29 protein-coding genes and 1 other RNA gene are annotated in these 25,892 nt (G+C 62.5%); 4 read left to right on the forward strand and 26 right to left on the reverse strand.

The window, feature by feature from the left end:
- The first annotated feature begins 29 nt into the window (after positions 1-29).
- The 3 genes from hpnE (at position 30) to EK416_RS14465 (ending at position 4,526) form a co-directional block, all read left to right on the forward strand.
- Positions 30-1,355 (forward strand): hydroxysqualene dehydroxylase HpnE, encoded by a 1,326-nt coding sequence (gene hpnE / locus EK416_RS14455; RefSeq protein WP_127078686.1) that lies wholly within the window; start codon positions 30-32, stop codon positions 1,353-1,355.
- Between the two features lie 3 nt (positions 1,356-1,358).
- Positions 1,359-3,398 (forward strand): squalene--hopene cyclase, encoded by a 2,040-nt coding sequence (gene shc / locus EK416_RS14460; protein WP_127078688.1) that lies wholly within the window; start codon positions 1,359-1,361, stop codon positions 3,396-3,398.
- A gap of 420 nt (positions 3,399-3,818) precedes the next feature.
- Complete coding sequence (locus EK416_RS14465) at positions 3,819-4,526, forward strand: phosphorylase (protein WP_127078690.1); 708 nt, start codon at positions 3,819-3,821, stop codon at positions 4,524-4,526.
- A gap of 240 nt (positions 4,527-4,766) precedes the next feature.
- On the opposite strand, the gene hpnH is transcribed toward EK416_RS14465, so the two are convergent.
- From hpnH to apbC, 6 genes are all read right to left on the reverse strand, one after another.
- On the reverse strand, positions 4,767-5,909 hold the full coding sequence (hpnH, locus tag EK416_RS14470) for an adenosyl-hopene transferase HpnH (RefSeq protein ID WP_127078692.1): 1,143 nt from the start codon (positions 5,907-5,909) through the stop codon (positions 4,767-4,769).
- A 91-nt stretch (positions 5,910-6,000) separates the two neighbouring features.
- Positions 6,001-6,957 (reverse strand): 4-hydroxy-3-methylbut-2-enyl diphosphate reductase, encoded by a 957-nt coding sequence (gene ispH / locus EK416_RS14475; protein WP_181952144.1) that lies wholly within the window; start codon positions 6,955-6,957, stop codon positions 6,001-6,003.
- Between the two features lie 490 nt (positions 6,958-7,447).
- Entirely contained in the window at positions 7,448-8,029 is a 582-nt protein-coding gene (locus EK416_RS18120; protein ID WP_127078694.1) for a L,D-transpeptidase, read from the reverse strand.
- 279 nt (positions 8,030-8,308) lie between these two features.
- Positions 8,309-8,863 carry an SspB family protein gene (locus EK416_RS14485; RefSeq protein ID WP_127078696.1) on the reverse strand — a complete coding sequence of 185 codons (555 nt, stop codon included), beginning with the start codon at positions 8,861-8,863 and terminating at the stop codon, positions 8,309-8,311.
- A 38-nt stretch (positions 8,864-8,901) separates the two neighbouring features.
- Positions 8,902-9,279: a transfer-messenger RNA gene (gene ssrA / locus EK416_RS14490) on the reverse strand.
- A gap of 71 nt (positions 9,280-9,350) precedes the next feature.
- Positions 9,351-10,442 (reverse strand): iron-sulfur cluster carrier protein ApbC, encoded by a 1,092-nt coding sequence (gene apbC, locus EK416_RS14495; protein WP_127078698.1) that lies wholly within the window; start codon positions 10,440-10,442, stop codon positions 9,351-9,353.
- 254 nt (positions 10,443-10,696) lie between these two features.
- Between apbC and EK416_RS14500 the strand changes: the two genes are divergently transcribed.
- Positions 10,697-12,556 (forward strand): MFS transporter, encoded by a 1,860-nt coding sequence (locus tag EK416_RS14500; protein ID WP_127078700.1) that lies wholly within the window; start codon positions 10,697-10,699, stop codon positions 12,554-12,556.
- A gap of 290 nt (positions 12,557-12,846) precedes the next feature.
- Here EK416_RS14500 and frdD read toward each other — a convergent pair whose 3' ends face one another.
- From frdD to rplN, 20 genes are all read right to left on the reverse strand, one after another.
- A complete protein-coding gene (frdD, locus tag EK416_RS14505) occupies positions 12,847-13,218 on the reverse strand; it encodes a fumarate reductase subunit FrdD (RefSeq protein ID WP_127078702.1) in 372 nt (123 codons plus the stop codon).
- Entirely contained in the window at positions 13,218-13,616 is a 399-nt protein-coding gene (locus EK416_RS14510) for a fumarate reductase subunit C (protein WP_127078704.1), read from the reverse strand. Before EK416_RS14510 ends, frdD begins: the two co-directional genes overlap by 1 nt.
- Complete coding sequence (locus tag EK416_RS14515) at positions 13,613-14,368, reverse strand: succinate dehydrogenase/fumarate reductase iron-sulfur subunit (protein ID WP_127078706.1); 756 nt, start codon at positions 14,366-14,368, stop codon at positions 13,613-13,615. Before EK416_RS14515 ends, EK416_RS14510 begins: the two co-directional genes overlap by 4 nt.
- Entirely contained in the window at positions 14,361-16,148 is a 1,788-nt protein-coding gene (frdA, locus tag EK416_RS14520; RefSeq protein ID WP_127078708.1) for a fumarate reductase (quinol) flavoprotein subunit, read from the reverse strand. The genes EK416_RS14515 and frdA overlap by 8 nt, the downstream gene beginning before the upstream one ends.
- Before the next feature lie 425 nt (positions 16,149-16,573).
- Positions 16,574-16,996 carry a 50S ribosomal protein L17 gene (gene rplQ / locus EK416_RS14525; RefSeq protein ID WP_127078710.1) on the reverse strand — a complete coding sequence of 141 codons (423 nt, stop codon included), beginning with the start codon at positions 16,994-16,996 and terminating at the stop codon, positions 16,574-16,576.
- A 57-nt stretch (positions 16,997-17,053) separates the two neighbouring features.
- Positions 17,054-18,070 carry a DNA-directed RNA polymerase subunit alpha gene (locus EK416_RS14530; RefSeq protein ID WP_127078712.1) on the reverse strand — a complete coding sequence of 339 codons (1,017 nt, stop codon included), beginning with the start codon at positions 18,068-18,070 and terminating at the stop codon, positions 17,054-17,056.
- A gap of 157 nt (positions 18,071-18,227) precedes the next feature.
- Positions 18,228-18,617: a 30S ribosomal protein S11 gene (gene rpsK / locus EK416_RS14535; protein WP_013420576.1), complete on the reverse strand. Its 390-nt coding sequence runs from the start codon at positions 18,615-18,617 to the stop codon at positions 18,228-18,230.
- 90 nt (positions 18,618-18,707) lie between these two features.
- Positions 18,708-19,076 carry a 30S ribosomal protein S13 gene (rpsM, locus tag EK416_RS14540; RefSeq protein ID WP_127078714.1) on the reverse strand — a complete coding sequence of 123 codons (369 nt, stop codon included), beginning with the start codon at positions 19,074-19,076 and terminating at the stop codon, positions 18,708-18,710.
- Between the two features lie 206 nt (positions 19,077-19,282).
- Positions 19,283-19,939: an adenylate kinase gene (locus EK416_RS14545; RefSeq protein ID WP_127078716.1), complete on the reverse strand. Its 657-nt coding sequence runs from the start codon at positions 19,937-19,939 to the stop codon at positions 19,283-19,285.
- Positions 19,936-21,258 (reverse strand): preprotein translocase subunit SecY, encoded by a 1,323-nt coding sequence (secY, locus tag EK416_RS14550; RefSeq protein ID WP_127078718.1) that lies wholly within the window; start codon positions 21,256-21,258, stop codon positions 19,936-19,938. The genes EK416_RS14545 and secY overlap by 4 nt, the downstream gene beginning before the upstream one ends.
- 138 nt (positions 21,259-21,396) lie before the next feature.
- Positions 21,397-21,948, reverse strand: a complete 552-nt coding sequence (rplO, locus tag EK416_RS14555; protein ID WP_127078720.1) for a 50S ribosomal protein L15 — start codon at positions 21,946-21,948, stop codon at positions 21,397-21,399.
- Positions 21,949-21,981: 33 nt separating this feature from the next.
- On the reverse strand, positions 21,982-22,203 hold the full coding sequence (rpmD, locus tag EK416_RS14560; RefSeq protein ID WP_127078722.1) for a 50S ribosomal protein L30: 222 nt from the start codon (positions 22,201-22,203) through the stop codon (positions 21,982-21,984).
- A gap of 11 nt (positions 22,204-22,214) precedes the next feature.
- The gene (rpsE, locus tag EK416_RS14565; RefSeq protein ID WP_127078724.1) at positions 22,215-22,796 is read right to left on the reverse strand and encodes a 30S ribosomal protein S5; all 582 of its coding nucleotides are present in this window, start codon (positions 22,794-22,796) and stop codon (positions 22,215-22,217) included.
- Positions 22,797-22,843: 47 nt separating this feature from the next.
- On the reverse strand, positions 22,844-23,206 hold the full coding sequence (gene rplR, locus EK416_RS14570; protein ID WP_127078726.1) for a 50S ribosomal protein L18: 363 nt from the start codon (positions 23,204-23,206) through the stop codon (positions 22,844-22,846).
- A 9-nt stretch (positions 23,207-23,215) separates the two neighbouring features.
- Positions 23,216-23,749, reverse strand: coding sequence for a 50S ribosomal protein L6 (rplF, locus tag EK416_RS14575; RefSeq protein WP_127078728.1), 534 nt, complete (start codon positions 23,747-23,749; stop codon positions 23,216-23,218).
- Between the two features lie 101 nt (positions 23,750-23,850).
- Positions 23,851-24,249 (reverse strand): 30S ribosomal protein S8, encoded by a 399-nt coding sequence (rpsH, locus tag EK416_RS14580; protein ID WP_013420567.1) that lies wholly within the window; start codon positions 24,247-24,249, stop codon positions 23,851-23,853.
- A gap of 13 nt (positions 24,250-24,262) precedes the next feature.
- Positions 24,263-24,568, reverse strand: coding sequence for a 30S ribosomal protein S14 (gene rpsN / locus EK416_RS14585; RefSeq protein ID WP_127078730.1), 306 nt, complete (start codon positions 24,566-24,568; stop codon positions 24,263-24,265).
- Positions 24,569-24,585: 17 nt separating this feature from the next.
- The gene (gene rplE / locus EK416_RS14590; protein WP_127078732.1) at positions 24,586-25,158 is read right to left on the reverse strand and encodes a 50S ribosomal protein L5; all 573 of its coding nucleotides are present in this window, start codon (positions 25,156-25,158) and stop codon (positions 24,586-24,588) included.
- Positions 25,151-25,477, reverse strand: coding sequence for a 50S ribosomal protein L24 (gene rplX, locus EK416_RS14595; RefSeq protein ID WP_127078734.1), 327 nt, complete (start codon positions 25,475-25,477; stop codon positions 25,151-25,153). The genes rplE and rplX overlap by 8 nt, the downstream gene beginning before the upstream one ends.
- Positions 25,477-25,845 (reverse strand): 50S ribosomal protein L14, encoded by a 369-nt coding sequence (gene rplN / locus EK416_RS14600; RefSeq protein WP_037232763.1) that lies wholly within the window; start codon positions 25,843-25,845, stop codon positions 25,477-25,479. The genes rplX and rplN overlap by 1 nt, the downstream gene beginning before the upstream one ends.
- Between the last annotated feature and the right edge of the window lie 47 nt (positions 25,846-25,892).

The following is a 25,892-nucleotide window of genomic DNA, read 5'->3' on the forward strand; positions in this document are numbered from 1 at the left end:
CTGCAAATGTCGGAATCGGACCACGAGCGATGGATCAGGCCGACTCGACACAGACCCGCCCTGAAAGCGGGGCCGCGCAAGGTTTGCCCGAAGCGCCAGCCGCCAGAAGCAGCGGCGCGCCGCTGACGCATGTCGTCGGCGCGGGGCTGGCGGGCCTGTCCGCAGCCGTTCGCCTCGCGGAGCGGGGTCATCCCGTGGCGGTTTATGAAGCGGGCATTCACGCTGGCGGCCGCTGCCGCTCCTATTACGATGCGACGCTCGATCAGGTGATCGACAACGGCAACCACCTGCTGCTGTCCGGCAACGACTCCGCCTTCCGCTATCTCTCGCTGATCGGCGGCGCGGACAAGATGCACGCTCCGGCGAAGGCGGAATTTCCGTTTGCCGATCTCGTCACGGGCGAACGCTGGACGCTCAGCATCAATGACGGCCGGCTGCCGCTCTGGCTGTTCGACAGGGCGCGGCGCGTGCCGGGCACCAGCCCGCTCGACTATCTCGGCGCGGCGCGGCTGATGTGGGCCGGAGCAGACAAAACTGTAACTGATGTCATCGCGCCCAAAGGCACGCTTTATGAGCGGCTCTGGCTGCCGCTGATGATCGCCGCGCTGAACACCGATCCGGCCGAGGCGTCGGCAAGGCTCGCGGGCACGATCATGCGCGAGACGCTGGCGAAGGGCGGCGAAGCCTGCCGTCCGATGGTGGCGGAGGGGTTGTCCGCGGCGTTCATCGATCCGGCGCTCGACTATCTGCGCGCGCGCGGTCACAACGTGACATTCGGTCGGCGGCTGAAACGCCTCGCCTTCGCGGAGGGCCGCGCGACCTCTCTCGACTTCGGAGACGGCGAAATTCCGGTGGCGGACGGCGAAACGGTCATCCTCGCCGTGCCGCAGTGGATCGCGCCGACGCTCGTCCCCGGCCTCAAAGCGCCGACCGAGGTTCGCTCAATTCTGAATGCGCATTTTCGCGTCGCGCCGCCGCCCGGCTTCCCGCCGCTGCTGGGCGTGGTGCGGGGCACGATCGAATGGATCTTTGCATTCGAGAACAGAGTCTCTATTACCATCAGTGGCGCGGATCGGCTCGTTGACCGCCCGCGCGAAGACCTCGCCGCCGATCTGTGGCGGGAGGTCGTTACAATTACGGGGCTTCCGGCTGAACTGCCCCCGTGGCAGATCGTCAAGGAAAAGCGTGCTACGTTCGCCGCCACTCCCGCCCAGGATGCCATGCGACCGGATGCGACAACGCAGTGGCGCAATCTTTTCCTCGCGGGCGATTGGACGCAGACCGGCCTTCCCGCGACCATTGAGGGGGCGATCCGCTCCGGCGAGCGCGCCGCCCTGCTGACGATGAGGGTTTAGAGTATGATGGATATGACCGGCCGCAACGGCCTCGATTTCGCCGAAGGCAGCGCCGAGCGCTTCGACTTCGACCGCACCCGCTTCGATCGTACCCACGCCAGCATTGCCGACCGCGCCTTCCTCGAAGAACGCATCAATGCCGCGTCGACGGCGCTCCTGTCCTATCAGCGCGAAGATGGCCACTGGTGCTTCGAGTTCGAGGCGGACGCCACGATCCCGGCTGAATATGTGCTGCTGGTGCATTATCTCGGCGAAGAGCCGAACCTTGAGCGCGAAGCGAAGATCGCCAACTACCTTCGCCGCATCCAGGGCGAGCACGGCGGCTGGCCGCTCTTCCACAAGGGCGCGTTCGACATGAGCGCCAGCGTGAAGGCCTACTTCGCGCTGAAGATGATCGGCGACGATATCAACGCGCCGCACATGGTGCGCGCCCGCGAGGCGATCCTGTCGCGCGGCGGCGCCGAAATGGCGAACGTGTTCACGCGCATCCTGCTCGCGTTGTTCGGCGTCGTCACGTGGCGCGCGGTGCCGGTGATGCCCGTCGAGATCATGCATCTGCCGCGCTGGTTCCCCTTCCACATGTCGAAGGTGTCCTATTGGGCGCGCACGGTGATGGTGCCGCTGTTCGTGCTCGGCGCGAAGAAGCCGGTCGCAAAGAATCCGCGCGGCATTTCGGTAGACGAGCTTTTTCATGCAAACCCGAAGAAGGTCGGGCCCCGCCCGCGCGCCGAAGGCCAGAGCCGCTCGTGGTACACGTTCTTCGCGGCTGTTGACGCCTGCCTGCGCGTGGTCGATCCGATGCTGCCGAAGCGCTCGCGCAAGAGCGCCATCGACAAGGCCGTCGCCTTCGTGAAGGAGCGGCTCAACGGCGAGGACGGGCTCGGCGCGATCTTCCCGGCCATGGCGAACAGCGTGATGATGTACGAGGCGCTTGGCGTGCCGGAAAGCGACCCGGACCGCGCCATCGCCCGCTATTCCATCGAGAAGTTGCTCTTCGAGACGGAGAACGAAATCTATTGCCAGCCCTGCGTCTCGCCGGTCTGGGACACCGGGCTTGCCTCGCATGCCCTGTTGGAGACGGGCGGCGAGGCAGAGCGCGAGGCCGCTGAACGTGGACTTGCGTGGCTGAAGCCGCTTCAGGTGCTCGACGTGAAAGGCGACTGGGCCGACCAGAAGCCGGACGTGCGGCCCGGTGGCTGGGCCTTTCAGTACGCCAATCCGCATTATCCCGATGTCGACGACACGGCGGTGGTGGCGATGGCGCTCGACCGCGCGGCGAACCTGCCCGACAGCCGCAACGATAACGGTGAATCCATCGCGCGCGCCAAGGAGTGGGTTTCCGGCCTTCAGAGCAGAAACGGCGGCTGGGGTGCGTTCGACGCGGACAACACGTATTACTACCTGAACAATATCCCGTTTTCGGATCACGGCGCATTGCTCGACCCGCCGACGGTGGATGTCAGCGCGCGCTGCGTTTCGATGCTGGCGCAGCTCGGCGAGAAGCCCGAAACCAATCCGGTCATGAAGCGCGGCATCGATTACATCATTTCCGAGCAGGAGAAGGACGGCTCGTGGTTCGGCCGCTGGGGCAGCAACTATATCTACGGCACGTGGTCGGCGCTGTGCGCGTTGAACGCGTCAGGCGTTGCGCACGATTCCGCTGCGATGCGCCGGGCGGTGGCCTGGCTCGTGTCGATCCAGAACGAGGATGGCGGCTGGGGCGAGGACGGCTCCAGCTACAAGCTCGACTACAAGGGCTATGAGAAGTCTCCCAGCACGCCGTCGCAAACGTCGTGGGCGCTCCTCGGTCTGATGGCGGCGGGCGAGGTCGACAATCCGGCTGTGAAGCGCGGCATTGCGTGGCTCGTCGCGAACCAGGACGAGGCGGGCACCTGGAAGGAAGATCGGCACAATGCACCCGGCTTCCCGCGCGTGTTCTATCTGATCTACCACGGCTACTCGAAATACTTCCCGCTATGGGCGCTGGCGCGCTATCGCAACCTCACGAGCGGCAACCGCGCGCCCGTGATGCACGGGATGTAGAGAACGGCGGCGCTGCCCAGCCGCGCGGCTGGGGCGCGTGCTGGGGCGCGCCGCGTTGTGCATCCTTTGGCGTGAGCGCAAGAGCGCGTGTCAAAAGAGCGGGAAAGGTCGGCGCGACTTGCCGGGGCGTGCGTTCGAGCCGCCGCAATCGCCGCCAATCGATAAACGCAAGCGCAAAAATTTCCCGCGAGCCTTAACCTCGTCTTCAAGGTTTCTTGCCCTCGCGCGCCCGCTCGGCTAACTTTGCCCAATCGACGTTTGTCGCGGTGGGACGATCGGCTTGCCGCCGCGTGGTAGGCGTTAACGGCGCCCATCCTGCGAAGCTCGCGCGGTGGCGCAACGCTTCGATGAGAAGGTTGCCGCAGTTCGCAATGCAAGAATGATCCGGCGCGGCAACTGCGCCCTTCTTGGGAACACTCCATGAAAATGCTGGCCGACAGGCCCGTCATTGTGGCGACCGGAATGGACTTCGAAGCGCGCCTCGCCGAAAAACACGGCGGCGCGCGCGCCGTTTACGGACAGAACCGCCCCAGACTTTTCCGCGAATTGCACACGCATGCTCGGGCCGGAGCGCGTGGCATTCTGAGCTTCGGCACGGCTGGCGGGCTTCTGCCTGCTCTGAAACCGGGCGACATCGTCGTCGCGACGACCGTGCTGACGGCGGAAGGCGTTTTCGACACGGACGCACGCTGGACGCAGTCGCTCCTGAGAGCGCTCCCGCATGCCTACGCCATGCCGGTTTACGGATCGGAAGCCCCTGTCGTGTCGGCGCTCGAAAAGGAGACGCTCGCATCGAGCACGGGCGCGGCAGCCGTGGACATGGAATCGCAGGTAGCCGCCGCGGTCGCCGCGGATCACGCTCTGCCTTTCGCCGTTCTTCGGGTGGTGATCGATCCCGCCGAGCGCGCGGTTCCGGTGAGCGCGATCGCGGGCGTCCGGGAAGACGGAACGACGGATGTCGGCGCGGTTCTGCGCTCGCTTCTGCGTCATCCGGGCGACATTCCCGGCATCATTCGCCTCGCGGGCGACAGCCAGAAGGCCAGGCAAGCGCTGGCCGACTGCCGGAAGACGCTGGGCCCGCTGTTTGGCCTGCTCGACCCGGTGGAAGTGCCGCAACCCATCGAGTAAGCCGTCGCCATTGCGACTGCCCTGCGCTATCCGGCGCGCTTCGCCGTCGCTCCGCAGGCAGCCGACTGCCGCATGTGAGAAGGGCGACCGCGCGCATCATGCGGGGAGCCGACGCGCGACCGCCGGAGAGCGGTCATCCGGTCATCGCACCTCGCCTGTGGGCTCGGGTAGGTCGGAAAGTGACACTGGCCTTCGCGCAAGCTGTCTTCGCCCCGCGGCATGGCCGCGAGGCAATCGACGTTATTCGGCCGCCGAAAGACGCTGCGGCTTCTCGTCTTCATCCGCGATGCGCTTCAGTTCCTGCTCCACGTGGAGTGAGTGCACGTAGGCAGCGGGGCGCTGGTCTGCCAGCGAGATTTCCGGCGCGAACGGCCCTTCCGTGCGGATGCCCGTCCACATGAGCTTCAGCATGCGTAACGGGTTCGCGATGCTGGCATGCGCCGCCGTCGGCTCGTATCCGCAATGCGCCATGCAGTTCGCGCACTTCTCGTAGCGGCCCGTGCCGTAGGAGTCCCAGTTCGTGGTCTCCATCAACTCGGTGTAGGTCCGGGCGTAACCCTCGCCGATGAGATAGCACGGCTTCTGCCAGCCGAAGATGTTGCGCGTCGGCATGCCCCACGGCGAGCAATGAAATTCCTGATTGCCCGCGAGGAAGTCGAGGAACAGCGGCGAATGCGTGAACGTCCAGCGCTTGCCCTTCCCGAGCGCGAAGACCTTGCGGAACAATTCCTTGGTCTTGCGACGGTTCAGGAAGTGCTCCTGATCGGGCGCGCGTTCGTAGGCATAGCCGGGCGAGATCGAGACGCCGACGCCGAGATCCTTGCAGAAGTCGAGGAAGCGCGCGAGTTCCTTCGGGTCGTAGCCGTCGAACACCGTGGAATTGATGTTGACCTCGAAGCCCTTCGCCTTCGCCAGGCGGATTGCATTGAACGCGCGATCGAACACGCCCTTCTGGCAAACGGACGCGTCGTGATGCTCGCGCAGGCCATCGAGGTGGACCGAGAAGAAGAAATAGGGCGACGGCTCGAACAGGTGCAGCTTCTTCTCAAGCAGCATCGCGTTCGTGCAGAGCGAGACGAAGCGCTTCTGCGCGATGAGCCCTTTCACGATCTGATCGATCTCGCGGTGGATCAGCGGTTCGCCGCCCGGGATCGCCACCATGGGGGCGCCGCATTCTTCGGCGGCGTCGAGACATTCCTGCACCGACAGCCGACGGTTCAGGATCTGATCGGGATAGTCTATCTTTCCGCAGCCCGCGCAGGCAAGGTTGCAGCGAAAAAGGGGCTCCAGCATCAGCACGAGCGGGTAATGTTTCCGGCCCTTGAGTGTCTGCTTGAGAAGATAAGCCCCAATCCGTCTTTCCTTGAAAAACGGCAATACCATCGTACGCTGCTCCCACTCATCGTCGCGCGACCGCGCGTTTGGCATATTGTTATTGATCGAGAGACCGGCTTAGCCTCGATCACCTGGAATCTCAAACGGCGTGTAACTGAACGGGGAGGCGGAACTCCACGTTTTCTTCAACGCCTGGTAAATTTGTCACGTCGACCGGGCCAAGCTTGCGCAGGGCTTCGATCACATCCTGCACCATCGCTTCGGGTGCAGAGGCTCCCGCAGTGAGGCCGACGATTTGTGCACCGCGCACCCAATCGGGCTTCAGCTCGCTGCCATCCGCGAGAAGATAGCTCGGCACACCAGCTTCCTCGCCGATCTCGCGCAGACGATTAGAATTCGAACTGTTCTTCGCGCCGACAACGAGGATGACATCCGCGATCTTCGACAACTCCCGCACCGCCGTCTGGCGATTTTGAGTGGCATAGCAGATGTCGTTCGTTCCCGGGCCGACGACATCCGCGAAACGCCGCTTGATGGCGTTTATGATGCCCCGCGTGTCGTCGATGCTCAGCGTCGTCTGGGTGATGTAGGCAACCGGAGTATCGGGCGAGATGGGCAATGCTGCGACATCGTCTTCCGTCTGCACAAGATGGACTGGGCCGGGAATCTGGCCCATTGTACCCTCGACCTCCGGATGTCCGGCGTGGCCGACGAGAATGAGAGTGCGCCCCTGCCCGAGATATCGTTTTCCTTGCAGGTGAACCTTGGTAACAAGCGGGCAAGTTGCGTCGATAACGGGAAGGCCGCGTTCCTCGGCGGAGATTTCGACGTCCTTGGCGACGCCGTGCGCACTGAAAATGGTCACCGCACCTTCCGGGATCTCGTCGATCTCATCCACGAAACGGGCGCCTTTGGCCTTCAGGTCGTCGACCACGTGCTTGTTATGAACGATCTCATGCCGGACGAATACCGGGGCATCGTATTTCTCAAGAGCACGTTCGACGATCGATATCGCCCGGACGACGCCGGCACAAAACCCCCGCGGTTGAACCAGAACGACTTGTATGCTGCCAGCGTCGCGAGCGAGTTTCTGCATCCCGGTCACCCCGTATCGATGACGTGGCCCATTTTCCACGCAAACCACTATAATTGCCTCTCGCCAAACAAGCCGCTTGCACTCATCGTTCCGAAGCCGGCCCAATAAACGGCAGTTCGATTGACACTTTTTGACAGTGCCTGTCCAGCTATCAAGATCAAACGCCTCTTTTCTCGGGACGCATCTCGAAACTGTGTTTCCCCAGTGACACGCCGTCTCTTGGCTAGCACTTGCCGGGCCAAGAGATGTTGCCTGAATGACACACCGATGATGGGTGCGAGCTTTGATTATGCCCGAGCTGCCCTGATGAAAGTCTAAACCCCCTGCCCATGTCAGACGAAGCCCCAGCGTGATGTTCACTCACTGAACAACGGCGAAAATTTGCCCGGCCAACAAGGCGAATACGGGGCATGCGGTCTTCGCAGAGCCCGCGAAATAAAAAAGGCCGGGGCAAACCGGCCTTTCATACCAGCATCGTGTCTCGCTTGAACTACATCGTCCGCATGCGATCCCAGGTCACAACCACCTTAGCGCCAACTTTCGCGCGACGGTAGAGATCGGCGGCGTCCTCATTATACATGCGGATGCAGCCATGAGACACCTGCTGACCGATCAGCCAAGGTGCGTCCGTGCCGTGGATACGGTACAGGGAGTCGCCGAGATAGAGCGCGCGGGTGCCGAGCGGATTGCGCGGATCGCCACCGGGGACGTAAGCCGGAAGCTTGGGATTCTCCTTGCGCATGTCGGCGGTAGGCGTCCAAGTCGGGTTTTCGCGCTTCTGGCTGACATAGCTCACGCCAGACCATTTGGCTTCGGCCTTCGGAATCGCAATCGGATAGCTGTAAGCGACAGTCTTCGACTCGATGTAGTAGAGGCGGCGATCGCCAAAGCTGACGATGATATCGCCAACATTGTAGTTGCCCTGAACCCTGACGACCTGACGGCCCTGCGGGCTCATCGGACCGAAAAGATCACTGAAAAAGCTGTCGAGAAACCCGGCTGCGTTAACGTTCGACGTGGCGACTGTCAGTGCAAGGCTGGCAATCGCAAATTGCTTCATGAGGCGTGACATTCAAATCCCTCCGGCGTCTCACCAATCTCAAGTTCAACGAAGAAGCCTCAGCTTGCTCTCTGAACGGAGAAGCAGAGCCGCGGGTTCCCCATCGCTAACGGCTTTTCGAAGGCCACAACTTTCGTTTGTGAGAACATACTCAACGCGGGACTTTGCGTCAGCCCCTAAACCGCCGCCTTCTTGCCGCTTTGCGCGATCGATGTTGCGAAGATGACACGTATCGATGACTGGCAAATTAATGTGAGCGGACAGTCAATCGGATGTTTCAACTGTAGCCGATCACTTTTTGCGGAACTTGTCCAGACTTACAACTTCCGCCGTCTTCCGGTGGGTTTCTGCGGTGTCGTCGTCACCCTCATTCGCCTCTCGGACTATCTCCGGTTGCGAATTGTCGTGATGCGGGACGGCCTGAACCTCCGGTTCTCCGAGCGGCGCAGGAACCAGGGAAAGACCTTCCTCAGCCTTGGCCAGCTCACCCTCGGACGCACGCAGACCGAGCGCGAAATGAACGCTCGGGTCCTGGAAGATCCTCACCGCACTGAACGGAATAACCAGCCGCTCGGGGATATTGTTGAAGGAAAGACGCACCTCGAAGCGATCCTCGGTCACAGCGAGATCCCAGAACTGGTGCTGGAGGACGATCGTCATCTCGCTCGGATACTGATCCTTGAGACGCTTGGAAAGACCGACGCCGGGAGAGCGCGTGTCGAACGTGATGTAGAAGTGGTGATCGCCGGGAATGCCGCGCTTCAGAACACGCAGAAGAACGGACCGGACGACCCCGCGCAGGGCTTCTAGCACGAGATCGTCGTACGGAATGGTATCTTCGGGCATGTTCTGCTTCTACACGATGGGCCAACGGCCATGAAGGAAGTGGCGGGCTTCTGTTGCCCGGCGCCGCCAGCCGCGCCTGACAGCAGCTACGCCGTCAGGACTTTAGGTCGGTGCAGTTACGCCGCAATCGCGACGGGACGAGCACCAGCATAGTTGTCATTCGCAACTATCATTTTGGCCCAATACGGCGGTACCATGCCGAGCGAAAGACTACCTTTTACACCCTCGTCGATCCTATTTCGCCCCCATCAAAAACCGTCGCCCTTACAGCTTGGGCTTCGCCTTTCGACGGCTTTTGGTGGAGGCGCCGGGTACCGCCCCCGGGTCCGATAGGCTTATTACGATATCCGTTTATCGCCATAGCTGGCGAACCAGCAAAAGGTAATATAGAGAGTCTCCAGCCCGTTGGAAAGACGGCGGTGCGAGAATGTCTCCATGCGCAGCATGTATGTCACGCCGGCGCCGCAGATTGCCGCCCGATGGCCGTCTACTCGATCACGATTTTCGGGCCCTGAACCGTGGCGGCGCCGGAAAGGGCGCTCCAGACCGAAGAGGCGATCTCGCGGTAGAGCTTCGCATGCAGCGACGCGGGGTCCGAAACGACGATGGGCTGGCCCGAGTCGGATGTCTCGCGCACGGCCATATGGAGCGGAACCCCGCCCAGGAAGGGCACGCCCAGCCTCAGTGCCTCGTCTTTAGCGCCGCCATGGCCGAAAATGTCCGACCGCTCCCCGCATTTCGGGCAAACGAAATAGCTCATGTTCTCGACGATGCCGAGCACGGGCACGTTCACGCGCTTGAACATCTCAAGGCCCTTGCGCGCATCGATCAGCGCCAGATCCTGCGGCGTCGAAACGACGACCGCGCCCGAGAGCGAAGCCTTCTGCGCCATGGTGAGTTGCGCGTCGCCGGTGCCCGGCGGCATGTCGACCACGAGCACGTCGAGTTCGCCCCATGCAACATCGTTCAGCATCTGCGTCAGCGCCGAAATCACCATCGGGCCGCGCCAGATCATCGGCGTTTCTTCCTCGACGAGGAAGCCGATCGACATCGTTTCAAGACCGTATTTCTCGATCGGAGCGAGGATATTGTCGCCGATCAGATCCGGCTTTTCCCGAATCGCGAGAAGCCTCGGCACCGACGGACCGTAAACATCCGCGTCCAGAAGCCCAACCTTCAGGCCGTTCGCGACAAAGCCGAGCGCGATGTTGACCGCCGTCGTCGATTTGCCGACCCCACCCTTGCCCGAAGCCACCGCGATGATGTGACGGACGCCGCCGATCCCGCGCCCGATGGCCGCGTCGGCCTGCTTCGCGGCCTCGCCTTCTTTCGCATCGGCCGTGAGAACCACCGTCGCGCCCGCCACGCCCGGCAATCCGCGGACCGTGTCTTCCGCCTCGCGCCGCACGGTTTCGTAGGCGCGCGCGTCTCTCGGCGGCACGCTCAGCGCAAAATACACCTTCCCCTTCACGATGGCGATCTCGGAGAGGATGCCTGCCGAGACGAGATCCACGCCCCCTGGCGTTCGCACGCTCCTGAGGGCAGAGAGGATATTTTCTTTTGTCGGGATATCGGGCATCGGGAGGAACCGTAGGGCTTAGGTGTGAGAATGGATTTTGTCTTAATCTAGGATGCGCAGGGTCGACGGGAAAGCGCCTTTACTCAAAACTCCCGGCAGAAGAGCACGAGGCAGCTCCGCCGAGTTTGTTCGCGGCGCGAAAAGCGCGGCCTTCACCAAACGTTCACTCACACAAAGTCGGCGTTCGACTTAAATTGTTTGACGTACTCCTCATATAAGATGGGCGCATCGTGTCGAGTTCTGGCGGGGAAATCATGGCGCTTCCGGCTCAGCGTGACAGCTCCTATTCACCCCTGATGATCCTGCTCCTCGCGGGGCTTTCCATCCTTGCCTGGATTTCGACCTATTCAGGCATGCTCTACCTGATCGAAGCGGGTTCCGGCGAGATCGGGCTCGGGGCGAAGGTCGCCATCGCCTTCGCCGTCCTCATGCTTCAGGGCATGATTATCTATATCCTCGACGCACTTTTCTCAGGCCAGCTTCGCCTTTCCCTCTACCCGCTCTACATCCTCGGCTATGTCGTCCTGTTCCTGATATCGGTGGCCTTCGCCTTCGGCTTTTACTGGCGTTTTCTCGAAGCGGGTGCGCAGACGTCGCAGGCAGCCGGCGCGTCGGTCTATCAGGTGCAGCGGTCGCTTCAGAACGGCCAGAGCCGCCTCGAACTGTTGCAGACGGCGCTGTCGACGCTCGCCACCGTTTCTTCCCAGAAGGCGCAGATCGAGCGGACGGCGGGCGGGACATGCCCCGCGAGCCGCGCGGGCGACGGACCGCGCCGCCGCTTGCGCGAAAGCGACGCGCAGCGCTTCCAATTTGCCAATGATCTGATCGCGTCGCGAACCAGCGCCGTAAAGTCCGACATCGCGGATCTCAACACGGACCTTCAGCGCATTCTGAAGAAAGATCCGGCGACCATCGATCCGCAAACCGGCACGCGCACCGCTTTCATCGAGGGTCTCGACCGCAAGCTTGGCCTCGTGACGGAGCGCTTCAACGCTCTCAGAACCGATCCGCAGCTTCGTCAGCTCCGCGATGAGCTGCAAGCTCGCGGCAGGCAGACATCGTTTACGGACGAGCGCGGCTTGGCTTTTTCTTGTCCGGACGGCCAGCTCCAGACAGCGCTGAACGGTGTCGTGCGTTCTATCGACGAGCTTCCGCAGTTGCAAAAGCCGGAGCTTCGCTCGGTGGAGGGCTCCGAGGCCGTGACCGAAGCGTTCCGCCGGCTGTCGAACACAGCGACGGGGCTCGTCCTGCATGGCAAGGCCCCACCGTCGCCGGAGCGCATCCGTACCGAGCAGGCCGCGAACCCGACGGCTACCGTCAGTCAGGACGAGGCGGGGCTCAGCGACCGCGACTACATCCCGCTTCTGATCGCGATCTTCGTGGACGTCTGCATTCTGCTCGTTTCGATCAACCGTCCGTTCGGCCCGTTTTTCAATCTCGGTCAGGATCTGGCGCGGGCGCAGGCGCGCGGGCCGATGCGCGGCGTCCTCAACACGTTCTATCGCGTGTTCCAGGATCAGTTCGAGGCGCAGACGCCGCCGACGCCCGCCGAGCTTGTCGCACCGCTTCAGGACGTCGTCTTCGATCATGGCGGACAATATTACGCGGCGGTGCCCCTCGATTTCCGCGAGGAAAACTACGACCTGTGGGCGCGCGCGCGTGTCAACGCTCCAAGCTTCGAATCATCGCGCGCGCTGGAGCGCTCTCGCTATCTCGCGGCCGTCTTCGCGATCCTCGAAGGCGAAAAGCTGGTGCGCCTGCTGGGCGTCGAGCGGCGCAGCCGTTTTCGCCGCGATGAGGTGGACGGTCTCGATGAGGAGGCGGTGCGCCGGAAGCTCGACCGGCAGGGCAGCATGTATGCACAGGCCGACGCCTTCCGAATCTACCGCTTCCGCCCCGGCAAATGGGCGGAACTGCTGATCCAGGCGGTTGGCAGCATCTCGGGGCGAGGAGCGGCGCAAGGCGGTCTTCCGCTTTCGCTCAGGCGGCTGCCCGCCGATGCCGCATCCGGCGCCGAGCAGAAGGCGCTTCCCGAGACGAACGAACCCGCCGCCCTTCCCGGCAGCGATGTGGAGCCGCCCCGCCGTCTCCCCGATCGTTCGCGAGTCGAGTAGCGGCGGAGCGCGATGCGCCCGTTTGGGTGCGATCGGGCGCAACGCAGCTCTGATCGAATTTTAGGCAATTGGCCAGCGGACCAGTCGCCGCATGCAAACGCAAGCGACGGGACCGGCATGCGACGCACGCGGATCGCCTGCGGATCACATCCGCCGCCGACCTTCAATAAAGGACCGTTCTGCCGATCTGATTGCGATCAATCAGATCGGAACGCGTTCAAGAGCGGCTCATGACTATGAAATCGGCAACGCGCTCACCACAACAGTGAGGCCGATTGCAAATCCCCGCTCTAAAACCCGATGGCGAGGAGAAGCCCCGCCGTCACGGCCGTTACCAAAGCTGCAACGCCGTAGGTCAGAAGCCGCCGCCCCGTGTCGCTGAACACATGCATATCCTTCAGCGTGAGGTAAAGCCGCTCGGCCGCGTGCCAGAAGAACAGCGAGATCACCGCCCAGATCACGGCCTTGCCGAGCCAGTTTTGCGTGAACGCAAGCGCGTTTTCGTAACTCAGCGCCTCGGGCGCAACGCCGATGCCTTGCGGCGCGAGGAAGCCTGTCACGAGGATCAGGCCGACGCCAAACAGCGCCGACAGCGTGCCGCCTGCGCCGAACAGAAGCCAGAAGATCGGCGCGTTGCTGCGCTTTTCGGGGGCGTGCGGCATCAGAACGGCCTCCACAGAACGAATGCGACGAGCGCCGTCGAGCAGACGATGGCGACGGATGTCCCGATCAGCGTGATGAGCCTTTGCGGCACGGGCGAGCCTCCGACGACAAGCTTCGGCATCGTCTTCGGCAGAATCTGGAACCACGTTCGCAAGTGCCAGATCATGGCAACGAGCAACACGGCATGCAGCACGAGCGATGCGGGCGAAGCGAGCCAGCCGCGCCAGATCTCCCAGGCCGCGGGGCCCTGCAACAGCGCGACGAGACCGGAGAGCAGCACGGCGGCATAGATCGCGATGGTCACGCCCGAAAGCTCGCGGATGGTGTAATGCCGGAATGGCCGGCGCGCCCACCAGTCGCGAGGCATGGGGCGCACATAAGGGCGGCGGTCGCTCATTTCGCGTCCCTTTTCTTCAAGAAGCGCAGGAAGTAATCGAGCGCCGTGTTCATCTTGTTCTGGTTGACGGCGTGCATCGGGTCCACGGCCTTCGGGCAGACATCGCTGCATGCGCCGACCGCCGTGCAACCCCAGACGCCGTCTTCCCCGTGCACCGCATCGATGCGCAGCGCGCTCCCGTCGTCGCGCGAATCGCCGTTGTAGCGCTGGAGGATCGCCATCGCGGCCGGACCGACGAATTTCGGGTTCTCGCCATATTGCGGGCAAGCCGCGTAGCAGAGCATGCAGTTGATGCAGGCGCTGAAGTTTTCATACGCTTCAAGCTGAGCGGGCGTCTGATTATAGGGCCCCTCCGAAACCGGCTTCGGGTGCTTGGGAATGAGCCAGGGCGTGACGCTCTCGATCTTCTTCACGAAGTCGTCGACCGTCACAACGAGGTCGCGTTCGATGGGGAAATGAGCAAGCGGCTCGACCGTGACAGGCCCCGGCGCGAGGTCGCGCAGCAGCGTATGACAGGCCAGTTTCGGCTCGCCGTTTATCATCATGCCGCAGCTTCCGCAGATCGCCATGCGGCATGACCAGCGGAATGTCAGGCTGCCGTCGACGGTGTCCTTGATCCACTGAAGCCCCTGCAACACCGACATGTCGCGCGTGTACGGCACGGTGAAGCTCTGATGATGAGGCTTCTCGTCCGTCTCCGGATTGTAGCGCAGCACGCTCAGCTCGATGGTTTTATCCGCGCGCTCAGTCATGCTTGTGCGCCTTCGCTTCTTCGAGTTTGACGCCCGCTTCGCCGTAAGCGCGCTGGCCCGGCGGCGACTTGGTGATGGTCACTGGCGCATAGGTGGTTTCCGGCGCGGCACCATCGCGATAATGCGCGAGGCTGTGCGCGAGGTAATGCTCGTCGTCGCGGTTTTCGTAGCCGTCGAGCCGCTGATGCGCGCCGCGCGACTCCTTGCGCTCCAGCGCCGAGTACGCGATGGCCTCCGCCACGTCGAGCTGAAAGCCGAGTTCGATGGCGGTGGTCCAGTCGGTGTTCCAGACGCGCGTGTGGTCGTCGAGCACGACATCCGCATAGCGCTTTTTCAGGTCGGCGAGCGTATCGCAGGTTTGGCGCGTCTCGTCGCCGAGCCGATAGATGCCGCAGCCTCGCTCCATCGCGGACGCCATCTCGTCGCGCAGCGCGGCGTGTCGCTCACCTTTGCCCTTCCGGTTCAGAAGCGCGAGCGCCCGGTCTTCCGCCGCGCGCGCCTGATCGAGAAGACGGCCACGGTCGCCGTTCGATGAGCCTTGCGCAAACGTCGCCGCCTGCTCGCCCGCGAGTCGTCCGAACACCGAAAGTTCCGCGAGCGAGTTGGAGCCGAGCCGGTTCGCGCCGTGAATACCGACGCTGGAGCACTCTCCGGCCGCGTAAAGGCCGGGGAGCGGCGCAGCGGTTCGGCCATCCACGAGAATGCCGCCCATCGTGTAATGTATGGCGGGTCGAACCGGGATCGGCTGCTCCGCCGCGTCGACGCCCATGTAATCCTTCGCAAGGTCGTAGATTTGCGGCAGTCGTTCGAGGATCTTGTCGCGGCCGAGATGCGTCAGGTCGAGCAGCACGGCGTCGCCATGCGGCGTCTCGATGGTGCGCCCCTTGCGCTCCTCATGCCAGAACGCCTGGCTGACACGGTCGCGCGGGCCAAGCTCCATGAACTTGTTGCGCGGCTCGGGCAAAGCCGGGCCGAGGCCGTAATCCTGCAAGTAGCGATAGCCGTCCTTGTTGCGCAGGAAGCCCCCTTCGCCGCGCGCCCCCTCCGTGAAGAGCACGCCGCTACCCGGCATACAGGTCGGGTGGTACTGCATGAACTCCATGTCGCGCAGGGGCACGCCGTGCCGGAATGCCAGCGCCATGCCGTCGCCGGTGACGATGCCGCCATTGGTGTTCTGCGGGTAGACGCGGCCCGCGCCTCCCGTCGCGATGATGACGGCGCGCGCGGTGACGGCGGTGAATTCGCCGGTGGAGAGGTTGAGCAGCACCGCGCCCTGTGCGCGGCCATCGTCCACCAGAAGGTCCGTACAGAAAAACTCGTCCAGCCGTTTGATGGACGGGTACTTCATGGATGTCTGATACAGCGTATGAAGGATGTGGAAGCCGGTGCGATCGGCGGCGAACCAGGTGCGCGCGATCTTCATCCCGCCGAACCGCCGCACCGCGATATCGCCATCCGGCTTGCGGCTCCAGGGGCAGCCCCAATGTTCGAGCTGGATCATCTCCGGCGTGCAGTGCTCGACGAAATACTCAACCACGTCCTGTTCGCAGAGCCAGTCGCCGCCTGAAACGGTGTCGTCGAAATGAGCCTGAAGACTGTCGGTATCCTGCAGCACGCCAGCCGAGCCGCCTTCCGCGGCGACGGTGTGGCTTCGCATCGGATAGACCTTCGACACCAGCGCAATCGACAAACCCGGCGCGGCTTCGGCGGCTGCGATTGCCGCACGCAGGCCGGCTCCCCCCGCGCCCAGTATCAGTATATCGGCTTCGATGTGCTCCACTCGGAGTTCTCCCTCCCGCGCGAGACTGTTTCCTGCCCCAGCTTCTCTTCACAAGATAATGATTGGCGGGCGAATTCGCTCGCCGCGCCGATGGCCGCGCCGAAGATAACCGATCCGTGATGAAAGATCGTGGGCTCTGTGTCGCCAAAATGTATCTGATTTTGCGAAAGTGGCACGAAGTCCGCACACGGATCGCCGGAGCGCCTCGACGGTTACGCACCCCCGCCTCGCTCGGTCGGGACGCGCGTCCGGCACGCTCGGAACGTGCCATGGCTGCACCCATTTCCCGGGCGCCCGCCTGCCTGCTGTGTAAAGGCGCGAAACAAAAAAGCCGCGCTTCACAGCGCGGCCCGGAATTCCTTTTGATCGAGGTGCGTTCGCGCCAGCCCGATTGCGTCGAGCTTCCGCGACAAGCCGCGCGAAGCTTACGCCGCTTCGGCTTCGTCCTCGGCGTCCTGAACGGGACCGGAGTCCAGTCCCTTGGCGTTGACGTCGCGATCCACAAGCTCAATGACCGCGAGCGGGGCATTGTCGCCATAGCGGAAGCCCGCCTTGAGAACGCGTGTATAGCCGCCCGGACGGTCCGCGTAGCGCGGAGCGAGCGTCGCGAACAGCTTCGCTACCTGCGTCTCGTCGCGAAGCCGCGAGGCAGCCACGCGGCGGGCATGAAGGTCGCCGCGCTTCGCAAGCGTGATAAGCGCTTCCACGACGCCGCGCAGATCCTTCGCCTTCGGCAGGGTAGTCACGATCTGCTCATGCTTGATGAGAGCAGCCGCCATATTGGCGAACATGGCCTGACGGTGGCTCGCCGTACGATTGAATTTACGACCGGATCTACGGTGACGCATTGTCTCGTCCTCAAAACTTCGCCGCGCCGGACTGCGCCCCGCGGTCTGATTGGTCTGTTAGTAATGGTCCTCGAAGCGCTTCGCCAGTTCTTCGATGTTCTCCGGCGGCCAGTTCGGGACTTCCATGCCGAGATGCAGCCCCATGCCGGCAAGCACCTCTTTGATTTCGTTCAGAGACTTACGCCCGAAATTCGGCGTGCGCAACATCTCCGCTTCGGTCTTCTGGATGAGATCGCCGATGTAGACGATATTGTCGTTCTTCAGGCAGTTCGCCGAACGCACCGAAAGCTCGAGTTCGTCGACCTTCTTGAGCAACGCCGCGTTGAATTCGAGTTGCGGGATACGCTCCTCGGCGACTTCCTTGCGCGGCTCTTCGAAATTCACGAAGATCGACAGCTGATCCTGGATGATGCGTGCCGCTAGCGCCACCGCGTCTTCCGGAGAAACGGCGCCGTTTGTTTCGACGTCGAGCGTCAGCTTGTCATAGTCGAGGATCTGGCCTTCGCGCGTGTTGGCGATGCGGTACGAGACCTTCTTGACCGGACTGTAAAGGCTGTCGACCGGGATAAGGCCGATCGGCGCGTCGTCGGGGCGATTGCGCTCGGCGGGCACGTAGCCCTTGCCGATGGCCGCAGTCAGCTCCATCCGGACCGTTGCGCCCTCGTCGAGCGTGCAGAGAACGAGATCGGGATTAAGGATTTCAACGTCCGGACCGGCATCGATGTCGCGCGCGCGAGCCACGCCGGGCCCCTCCTTGCGCAGCACCATCCGCTTGACGCCCTCGGAGTGGATGCGAAGGGCAATCTCCTTGACGTTCAGCACGATGTCCGTGACATCCTCGCGAACGCCCGGGATGGACGAAAATTCGTGCAGCACGCCGTCGATGTGAATGGTCGTGACCGCGCCGCCCTGAAGCGACGACAGCAGAACGCGGCGCAGCGCGTTACCGAGCGTCAGGCCGAAACCGCGCTCAAGCGGCTCCGCGACGATGGAAGCCACGTATTTCGGATTCGCCCCGGGGATCACGTTGATCTTGCCCGGCTTGATGAGATCCTGCCAATTCTTGTTAAGCACGTTTCATTCCTTATACGGCGGCATCAGGCGCGAGGTTCCCCGCGCCCGCTCAACTCAGGCGAGACCTGCCCTAGCCTCGCGTCGCGCGCGCCAAAGCGGCGGCGCGACGGAAATCGAAAATACGGTCGCCCTGCCCGGATGACCGGAACGGCGATCTTTATACGCGGCGACGCTTGCGCGGGCGGCACCCGTTGTGCGGGATCGGCGTCACGTCGCGGATCGACGTCACCTGGAACCCGCAAGCCTGGAGCGCACGAAGGGCCGACTCACGTCCCGAACCGGGGCCGCTGACCTCGATCTCGATGGTACGCATGCCGTGTTCCTGAGCCTTGCGGCCCGCGTCTTCGGCGGCCACCTGCGCTGCGTAGGGCGTCGACTTGCGCGAACCCTTGAATCCCATCGCGCCCGACGACGACCACGAAATCGCATTGCCTTGCGCGTCCGTGATCGTGATCATCGTGTTGTTGAAGCTCGCATTCACATGCGCAACGCCCGATGCAATATTTTTCTTCTCGCGGCGTTTGACGCGCGCTTTTTCCTTCGCCATCGTCCCAGTCCCAAAAAATCGAAGCTACAGCGCGATCCACAGATCCGGCGAAACGCCGAGCGCGGACCGCGCCACCTTCAAAGCCAGCCCTTACTTCTTTTTACCGGCGATGGGCTTGGCCGGACCTTTCCGCGTGCGCGCGTTCGTATGCGTCCGCTGACCGCGCACCGGCAGGCCGCGACGATGCCGAAGGCCGCGATAGCAGCCCAAATCCATCAGCCGCTTGATGTTCATCGCAACTTCGCGACGCAGATCGCCCTCGACGACGTAATCGCGGTCGATGACCTCACGGATTTGCAGGATCTCCGCGTCGCTCAGCTCGTTGACCCGGCGTTCCACCGGGATGCTGACCTTGTCACAGATTTCCTTCGCGAATTTCGGGCCGATGCCATGAATGTAGCGAAGGCCGATTTCAACGCGCTTATTGGAAGGGATGTTCACACCCGCGATACGTGCCACGTGGTCCTCGTCGTGTTGCTAAGTTCGAGCGGGTGTCCGCTCATACCGAAAATAAGACAACGGCGCCTGTGAGGCAAAAACCTCCAGACCACCGCAGATCATGAGCCAAGGGCGCCAATATAGTCACCCTTTGCTAATAAGTCCAGACGCGAATGCGCAAGAAAGTCTGCGAACGATCTTGCGCCCCGAATTGATGCGCGAAGGCATCAGCCCGCCGCCCCCAGGATGTCATTCATCTGACGCGTCACCGTTTCGATGGGCGCGTCGCCATTCACCGTCTTGAGCTTTCCCTGCGCCTTGTAGAAGTCGACCAGCGGCTTCGTCTGGGTGTGGTAGACCTCAAGACGCTCCTTCACCGTTTCCGGCTTGTCGTCAGAGCGCCGCTTGAACGCCGTGCCGCCGCAACGGTCGCAGGTGTTCTCGATTTTCGGCAAACGAAAGAAGTCGTTGTAGACCTCGCCGCAGCTCCCGCAGGTGAAGCGCCCCGCGATGCGCTTGACAAGCAGGTCGTCCGGCACATCCACGAGGATCACGGCGCCGATAGTCTTGCCGTGCTTCGTGAGAAACGCGTCGAGTTCCTCGGCCTGCTGATTCGTCCGCGGGAAACCGTCGAGAATGAAGCCCGGCTTGTCGGCGGGAAAGTTCTCAAGTGTCTCGAAGACGACGCCCATCACGACCTCGTCCGGTACAAGCTGGCCGCTCTCCATATAGGATTTCGCCAGCTTGCCGACTTCGGTGCCGTTCGCCACGGCCGCCCGAAGCATGTCTCCCGACGACAGCTGCTTGAGGCCGAAATTATCCTCCAGATACTTCGACTGCGTGCCTTTGCCAGAACCGGGAGGGCCAAGCAAAATGATGTTCATCGACGTTTCGCTCCCCTAAGCTTCGCCTTCTTGATGAGGCCCTCGTATTGATGTGCCAGCAGATGGCTCTGCACCTGCGCAACCGTATCCATCGTAACACTGACCACAATGAGAAGCGAAGTGCCGCCAAAGTAGAACGGCGCCTGCATCTGATAGGACAGGATTTCAGGCAGGATGCACACCGCCGAGACATAGGCCGCGCCGACGAGCGTGATGCGAGTCATCACATAGTCGATGTATTCCGCCGTTCGCTGGCCGGGACGGATGCCGGGGATGAACCCGCCATACTTCTTGAGGTTCTCGGCCGTATCCTTCGGATTGATGACGATCGGCGTGTAGAAGAAGCAGAAGAAGACGATCAAAGCCACATAGAACAGGATGTGCAACGGCTGCCCCGGCCCGAACAAGGTAAGCACCTGGTTCAGCGTCTCGGAGGACTTCCCGACGATCTGCTCGATCGTCGCGGGCAGATAAAGCAGCGTGGACGCGAAGATGGGCGGGATCACGCCGGAGGCATTCAGCTTCAGCGGCAGATGCGAGCTGTCGCCCTGGAACATGCGGTTGCCGACTTGCCGCTTCGGATACTGGATCGTCAGCCGACGCTGCGCCCGTTCGAAGAAGACGACCACCGTAATGACCGCGACCATCATCACGAACAGCCCCAGGATGACCGCCGGAGAAAGCACGCCGCTGCGGCCCTGTTCGAGGATGCGATAGAGCGCCGTGGGCATTTCGGCCACGATACCGGCAAAGATGATCAGCGACGCACCATTGCCGATGCCACGCGCCGTAATCTGTTCGCCGAGCCACACGAGGAACATCGTGCCGCCGACGAGCGAGACGACGGTCGTCAGCTGGAAGAACCAGCCGGGTTCGAGCGCCGAGCTGTTGAGCCCCTGCGCGGTGAGCGTCGCCTGTACCGTCGCAATCACGACCGTAAGGTATCGCGTATACTGGTTGATCTGCTTGCGGCCGGACTCGCCTTCCTTCTTCAGCGCTTCAAGCGTCGGAATAACCGACGTCAGCAGCTGAATGATAATCGATGCCGTGATGTACGGCATGATGTTCAGGAGGAAGATCGCGGAACGGGAAAGAGCGCCGCCCGAAAACACATTCAGCATCCCGAAAACAGTGTTCGGGGCGCTTTCGAACAGTTTCGCGAGAAGCGCTGTATCGATACCGGGCAGCGGAATGAACGTGCCGAGCCGATAGATCAGCAGGGCGCCGAGCGTGAACAAAAGCCGCTGCTTGAGTTCACCGGCCTTTGCAAACGTCGAAAATTTGAGGTTAGCGGCGAGTTGTTCCGCTGCGGAAACCATGACTGCGACTCCGGTTGCGGCGCTTGGGGCGCGGGGGCGCCCGGAGCGTCTGCGCGAGTTTAGCTCGTTAATTCGTCACTGTTTAAGCTCACAGAGCCGTGCGAACGATCCGGTGTCGTGGAACGTAGCGCGGCCAAATCAGTCTGCCTTGGGAGCGCGGGCTTCGCGCTTGGCCAGCGCCTCGCGGCGACGCACGGCACGCTTGCCGTCACCGGCGAGACGATCTTCGCGCGGCAGGGTGATTTCCACCGATCCGCCCGCAGCTTCGACCGCCTTCACCGCCGCTTCGGAAGCCTTGGCGACCTTGAAGGTCAGCTTCGACTTCACTTCGCCGCGCGCAAGAAGCCGAACGCCATCGCGCTCGCGACGAAGCGCGCCGCTCTGGACGAGTGCCTCGGCGTCGATCACCTTCGAGGCGTCGAGCTTCCCGGCGTCGATGGCTTCCTGAACGCGGTCGAGGTTGATGTGCGCGAATTCGAGGCGGAACGGGTTGTTGAAGCCCCGCTTCGGCAGACGCATGTGGATGGGCATCTGGCCGCCTTCAAAGCCCTTGATGGCCACGCCCGAGCGCGCCTTCTGACCCTTGACGCCGCGGCCGCCCGTCTTGCCCTTGCCGGAGCCGATGCCGCGACCGACGCGGATGCGGTCCTTCGTGGCGCCAGGATTATCTCTCAACTCGTTCAGCTTCATAATTCCGTCTCCGGTCGGCGCGTTGCGCTTCCCTTATCGCTTTTTTGCGTCCACCGGCACACCGTTTTCTTCAACGATGCGCACGAGATGCGAAACCTTGTTGATCATGCCGCGGATGGCCGGATTATCGGCCACGACCTTGCGGCGGTGCATCTTGTTCAGGCCGAGGCCCACCAGCGTCTCGCGCTGGTCGAACGGCCTGCGGATCGGGCTGCCGATCTGCTCGATGGTGAGCGTCTTCTTCGCTTCCGCCATGATCGCCTCCCTTACGCCTCAGCCTGAGCGGAGGCCTGGCCTTCCGCGCCGTCGCGACGACGGGTGACGATCTCGCTCACCTTCTTGCCGCGACGCGCCGCGACACCGCGCGGGCTGTCTTCATGCTTCAGCGCATCGAACGTCGCGCGAACCATGTTGTACGGGTTCGACGTGCCGATCGACTTCGCCACGACGTCCTGCACGCCGAGCGTCTCGAAGACGGCGCGCATCGGGCCGCCCGCGATGATGCCGGTGCCGGGAGGCGCCGCACGGAGGAACACCTTGCCCGCGCCGTGATGACCGTGCACGTCGTGATGCAACGTGCGGCCTTCGCGCAGCGGAACGCGGATGAGGTTGCGCTTCGCGGAGTCGGTCGCCTTCTTGATGGCATCCGGCACTTCGCGCGCCTTGCCATGCCCGAAGCCGACCCGGCCCTTCTGGTCGCCAACGACGACGAGTGCTGCAAAACCGAAGCGACGACCGCCCTTCACCACCTTGGCGACGCGGTTGATATGAACGAGCTTGTCCACGAATTCGCTGTCGCGATCATCGCGGTCCCGTTCCTTGCCTCTTTCACGTGGATCACGAGCCACGAGCGTACCCTTTCATTTGTCTCAGACCGGAAGGCCCGAGGCGTATATTAGAAGTTCAACCCAGCTTCGCGAGCGGCGTCTGCGAGCGCCTTTACGCGGCCGTGATACATGTAGCCGCCACGATCGAAGACGACATCCTTGATGCCGGCCTTGATCGCGCGTTCGGCGACGAGCTTGCCAACGGCCGCAGCCGCAGCGACATCGGTGCCTTTCGACAGGCTGCTCTTGAACTCGGCGTCGAGGCTCGAAGCCGAAGCAAGTGTGTGCCCCTTGGTGTCGTCGATGATCTGAGCGTAGATATTCTTCGACGAACGGAACACGGACAGGCGAGGACGGTCGCCCTGCGCCCGGCGCAGGCTGCGACGAACGCGAGCCTTGCGGCGATCGTAACTGGAGAGCGGAGAGGCCATCGTTCGTCCCTACTTCTTCTTGCCTTCTTTGCGCTGAATGTACTCGCCCTGATAGCGAACGCCCTTGCCCTTGTAAGGCTCGGGACCGCGGAAACCGCGAATTTCAGCCGCTACCTGGCCGACCTTGTCTTTCTCGATGCCGGTGATGGTAATCTCGGTCGGCTTCGGGACGGCGATGCTGATGCCCTCCGGCACGGGATACAGCACATCGTGGCTGTAGCCGAGCTGAAGCTTCAGCGCCTTGCCGTCAAGCGCGGCACGATAACCGACGCCCGTGATTTCGAGCGTACGGGTGAAACCATTCGTCGTGCCGACCACGAGGTTTTCCACGAGCGAGCGCGACATGCCCCACATAGAGCGGGCACGCTTGGAGTCGGTTCTGGGCTTGACGGAAATAGCACCGTCTTCCAGCTTCACCTCGACGTCATCGACGAGCGTGAGCGAAAGCTGACCTTTCGGCCCCTTCACCGTCACTGTCTGTCCTTCAACCGTCGCCGTCACGTTCTTCGGGACGGGGACCGGCTTCTTGCCAATTCGGGACATCGTCCAAAACCTTCTTCTTCTTCCTGCTGCTCCGGCCAAGACCGCCTATCAGGGTCTCGCCGGCCGTTCAGAAAACTTCGCTGTCGTGCTCCAGCCTTCGCTTAGAACACGCTGCACAAAATTTCGCCGCCGACATTCTCGGCCCGGGCTCGCGTATCCGACATCACGCCTTTCGGTGTGGAGAGGATCGCAACGCCGAGACCATTCGCGATGGTCGGCAAATCCTGCACGCTCGAATAGACGCGGCGGCCAGGGGTCGAAACGCGCTTGATATCACGAATGACGGGAGCGCCATCATAATATTTCAGCTCGATCTCGAATTCTGTCTTGCCGCCGCCGTATTCGATTTCGGCGTAGCCGCGGATATAGCCTTCTTCCCGAAGAACGTCGAGGACGCGCGCGCGCAGCTTCGACGCAGGGGTCGAGACTTTGGGCCTGCTACGCATCTGCGCATTGCGAATCCGCGTCAGCATATCGCCCAGTGGATCGGAAACCGTCATTGCTCTGTGATCCCTACCAGCTCGACTTCACCAAACCGGGGATAAGTCCCTGATTGCCCAGTTCACGCAGCGAAATACGCGACATCTTCAGCTTGCGGTAGAAGCCGCGCGGACGTCCCGTCACCTCGCAGCGATTGCGGATGCGGGTCGGCGAACCGTTCCGCGGAAGCTGCGCAAGCTTGAGGCGGGCCGCGAAGCGCTCCTCGATCGGCAGATTCTTGTCGTTCGCAATCGCCTTCAGCTCCAAGCGCTTCTCCGCATCGCGCGCTGCTATGCGCCGACGCTTGTTGTTGCGCTCGATCATGCCTGTCTTAGCCATAGTGCTCCTCCCTCGCCCTACTGCCGGAACGGGAAGTTGAATTGTTTCAGGAGTGCGCGAGCCTCGTCGTCCGTCTCGGCCGTGGTGCACACGATGATGTCCATGCCCCAGATCTGCTCGACCTTGTCGTAGTCGATTTCCGGGAAAATGATGTGCTCCTTGACGCCAAGCGCATAGTTGCCGCGCCCGTCGAAGCTCTTCGCATTCAGGCCGCGAAAGTCCTTGACGCGGGGCAGCGCGATGGTGACGAGCCTGTCGAGGAACTCGTACATGCGCGCCTTGCGAAGCGTGACCTTGACGCCGATCGCCATGTTTTCGCGCAGCTTGAAGCCCGCAATGGACTTGCGCGACTTCGTCATCACCGGCTTCTGGCCCGCGATGAGCGTCATGTCGCGCAGCGCCTGCTCGACCTTCTTGCGGTCTGCCGTCGCCTCGCCGATGCCCATGTTGAGCACGACCTTGGTAATCTCCGGAACCCGCATCGGGTTGGAGTACTTGAACTGTTCCATCAGGGCCGGACGCGCGACCTCGACGTAGCGTGTCTTGAGCCGGGGCACGTACCCGTTCGTGGCTTCCGCTTGCTTAGTCATCGATCGTCTCGCCCGAGCGCTTGGCGACCCGCACCTTGCGCCCGTCTTCCAGGATTTTGAAACCGACGCGCGTAGCCGATCCGTCCTTCGGATCTTCCAGCGCGATATTCGAGATGTGGATCGGCGCTTCCTTGGCGACGATACCGCCTTCCTGCGCTGCCGACTGCTTCTGGTGACGCTGCACGACGTTCACGCCCTGGACGACGGCGCGATTTTCGGTCGGAAACACCTTCACGACCTCGCCGCGCTTGCCCTTGTCGCGCCCGGCCAGAACGACGACCTTGTCGCCCTTTTTGATTTTCAGCTTAGGCTGCGTCATTACAGCACCTCAGGCGCAAGCGAGATGATTTTCATATGCTGCTTGGCGCGGAGTTCGCGCGGCACCGGTCCGAAGATGCGCGTACCGATCGGCTCGCGCTGATTGTTGATGAGAACGGCGGCGTTCGAGTCGAAACGGATCACGCTGCCGTCGGGACGGCGCACCGGAAACGACGTGCGCACGATCACCGCCTTCATCACCTGGCCCTTTTTCACGCGGCCCTTCGGGATGGCTTCCTTCACGCTGACGACGATGACGTCGCCGATCGTGGCTGTCCGACGCATCGAGCCGCCGAGCACCTTGATGCACATGACCCGGCGCGCGCCGCTGTTGTCGGCGACATCCAGATTAGTTTGCATCTGTATCATTGCAGTTCACCTTTCAGACGAGGAAGCTCTTGGCCTGCCCCGCGTTC

Source organism: Rhodomicrobium lacus, from assembly GCF_003992725.1.
Taxonomy (GTDB): Bacteria; Pseudomonadota; Alphaproteobacteria; order Rhizobiales; family Rhodomicrobiaceae; genus Rhodomicrobium; species Rhodomicrobium lacus.

Coding starts and splice junctions, on each gene's coding strand:
- secY (WP_127078718.1), bottom strand. CDS start 21,258: ATGGTTTCCGCAGCGGAACAACTCGCCGCTAACCTCAAATTTTCGACG.
- shc (WP_127078688.1), top strand. CDS start 1,359: ATGATGGATATGACCGGCCGCAACGGCCTCGATTTCGCCGAAGGCAGC.
- ispH (WP_181952144.1), bottom strand. CDS start 6,957: ATGCAGAAACTCGCTCGCGACGCTGGCAGCATACAAGTCGTTCTGGTT.
- EK416_RS14515 (WP_127078706.1), bottom strand. CDS start 14,368: ATGACTGAGCGCGCGGATAAAACCATCGAGCTGAGCGTGCTGCGCTAC.
- rplE (WP_127078732.1), bottom strand. CDS start 25,158: ATGACTAAGCAAGCGGAAGCCACGAACGGGTACGTGCCCCGGCTCAAG.
- EK416_RS14500 (WP_127078700.1), top strand. CDS start 10,697: ATGGCGCTTCCGGCTCAGCGTGACAGCTCCTATTCACCCCTGATGATC.
- rpsK (WP_013420576.1), bottom strand. CDS start 18,617: ATGGCGAAGGAAAAAGCGCGCGTCAAACGCCGCGAGAAGAAAAATATT.
- rplN (WP_037232763.1), bottom strand. CDS start 25,845: ATGATACAGATGCAAACTAATCTGGATGTCGCCGACAACAGCGGCGCG.
- rplF (WP_127078728.1), bottom strand. CDS start 23,749: ATGTCCCGAATTGGCAAGAAGCCGGTCCCCGTCCCGAAGAACGTGACG.
- rpsN (WP_127078730.1), bottom strand. CDS start 24,568: ATGGCTAAGACAGGCATGATCGAGCGCAACAACAAGCGTCGGCGCATA.
- rpmD (WP_127078722.1), bottom strand. CDS start 22,203: ATGGCGGAAGCGAAGAAGACGCTCACCATCGAGCAGATCGGCAGCCCG.
- EK416_RS14465 (WP_127078690.1), top strand. CDS start 3,819: ATGAAAATGCTGGCCGACAGGCCCGTCATTGTGGCGACCGGAATGGAC.
- EK416_RS14510 (WP_127078704.1), bottom strand. CDS start 13,616: ATGAGCGACCGCCGCCCTTATGTGCGCCCCATGCCTCGCGACTGGTGG.
- EK416_RS18120 (WP_127078694.1), bottom strand. CDS start 8,029: ATGTCACGCCTCATGAAGCAATTTGCGATTGCCAGCCTTGCACTGACA.
- rpsH (WP_013420567.1), bottom strand. CDS start 24,249: ATGACGGTTTCCGATCCACTGGGCGATATGCTGACGCGGATTCGCAAT.
- hpnE (WP_127078686.1), top strand. CDS start 30: ATGGATCAGGCCGACTCGACACAGACCCGCCCTGAAAGCGGGGCCGCG.
- rplQ (WP_127078710.1), bottom strand. CDS start 16,996: ATGCGTCACCGTAGATCCGGTCGTAAATTCAATCGTACGGCGAGCCAC.
- EK416_RS14485 (WP_127078696.1), bottom strand. CDS start 8,863: ATGCCCGAAGATACCATTCCGTACGACGATCTCGTGCTAGAAGCCCTG.
- rplX (WP_127078734.1), bottom strand. CDS start 25,477: ATGACGCAGCCTAAGCTGAAAATCAAAAAGGGCGACAAGGTCGTCGTT.
- frdD (WP_127078702.1), bottom strand. CDS start 13,218: ATGCCGCACGCCCCCGAAAAGCGCAGCAACGCGCCGATCTTCTGGCTT.
- rplR (WP_127078726.1), bottom strand. CDS start 23,206: ATGGCCTCTCCGCTCTCCAGTTACGATCGCCGCAAGGCTCGCGTTCGT.
- hpnH (WP_127078692.1), bottom strand. CDS start 5,909: ATGGTATTGCCGTTTTTCAAGGAAAGACGGATTGGGGCTTATCTTCTC.
- rplO (WP_127078720.1), bottom strand. CDS start 21,948: ATGAAGCTGAACGAGTTGAGAGATAATCCTGGCGCCACGAAGGACCGC.
- EK416_RS14545 (WP_127078716.1), bottom strand. CDS start 19,939: ATGAACATCATTTTGCTTGGCCCTCCCGGTTCTGGCAAAGGCACGCAG.
- apbC (WP_127078698.1), bottom strand. CDS start 10,442: ATGCCCGATATCCCGACAAAAGAAAATATCCTCTCTGCCCTCAGGAGC.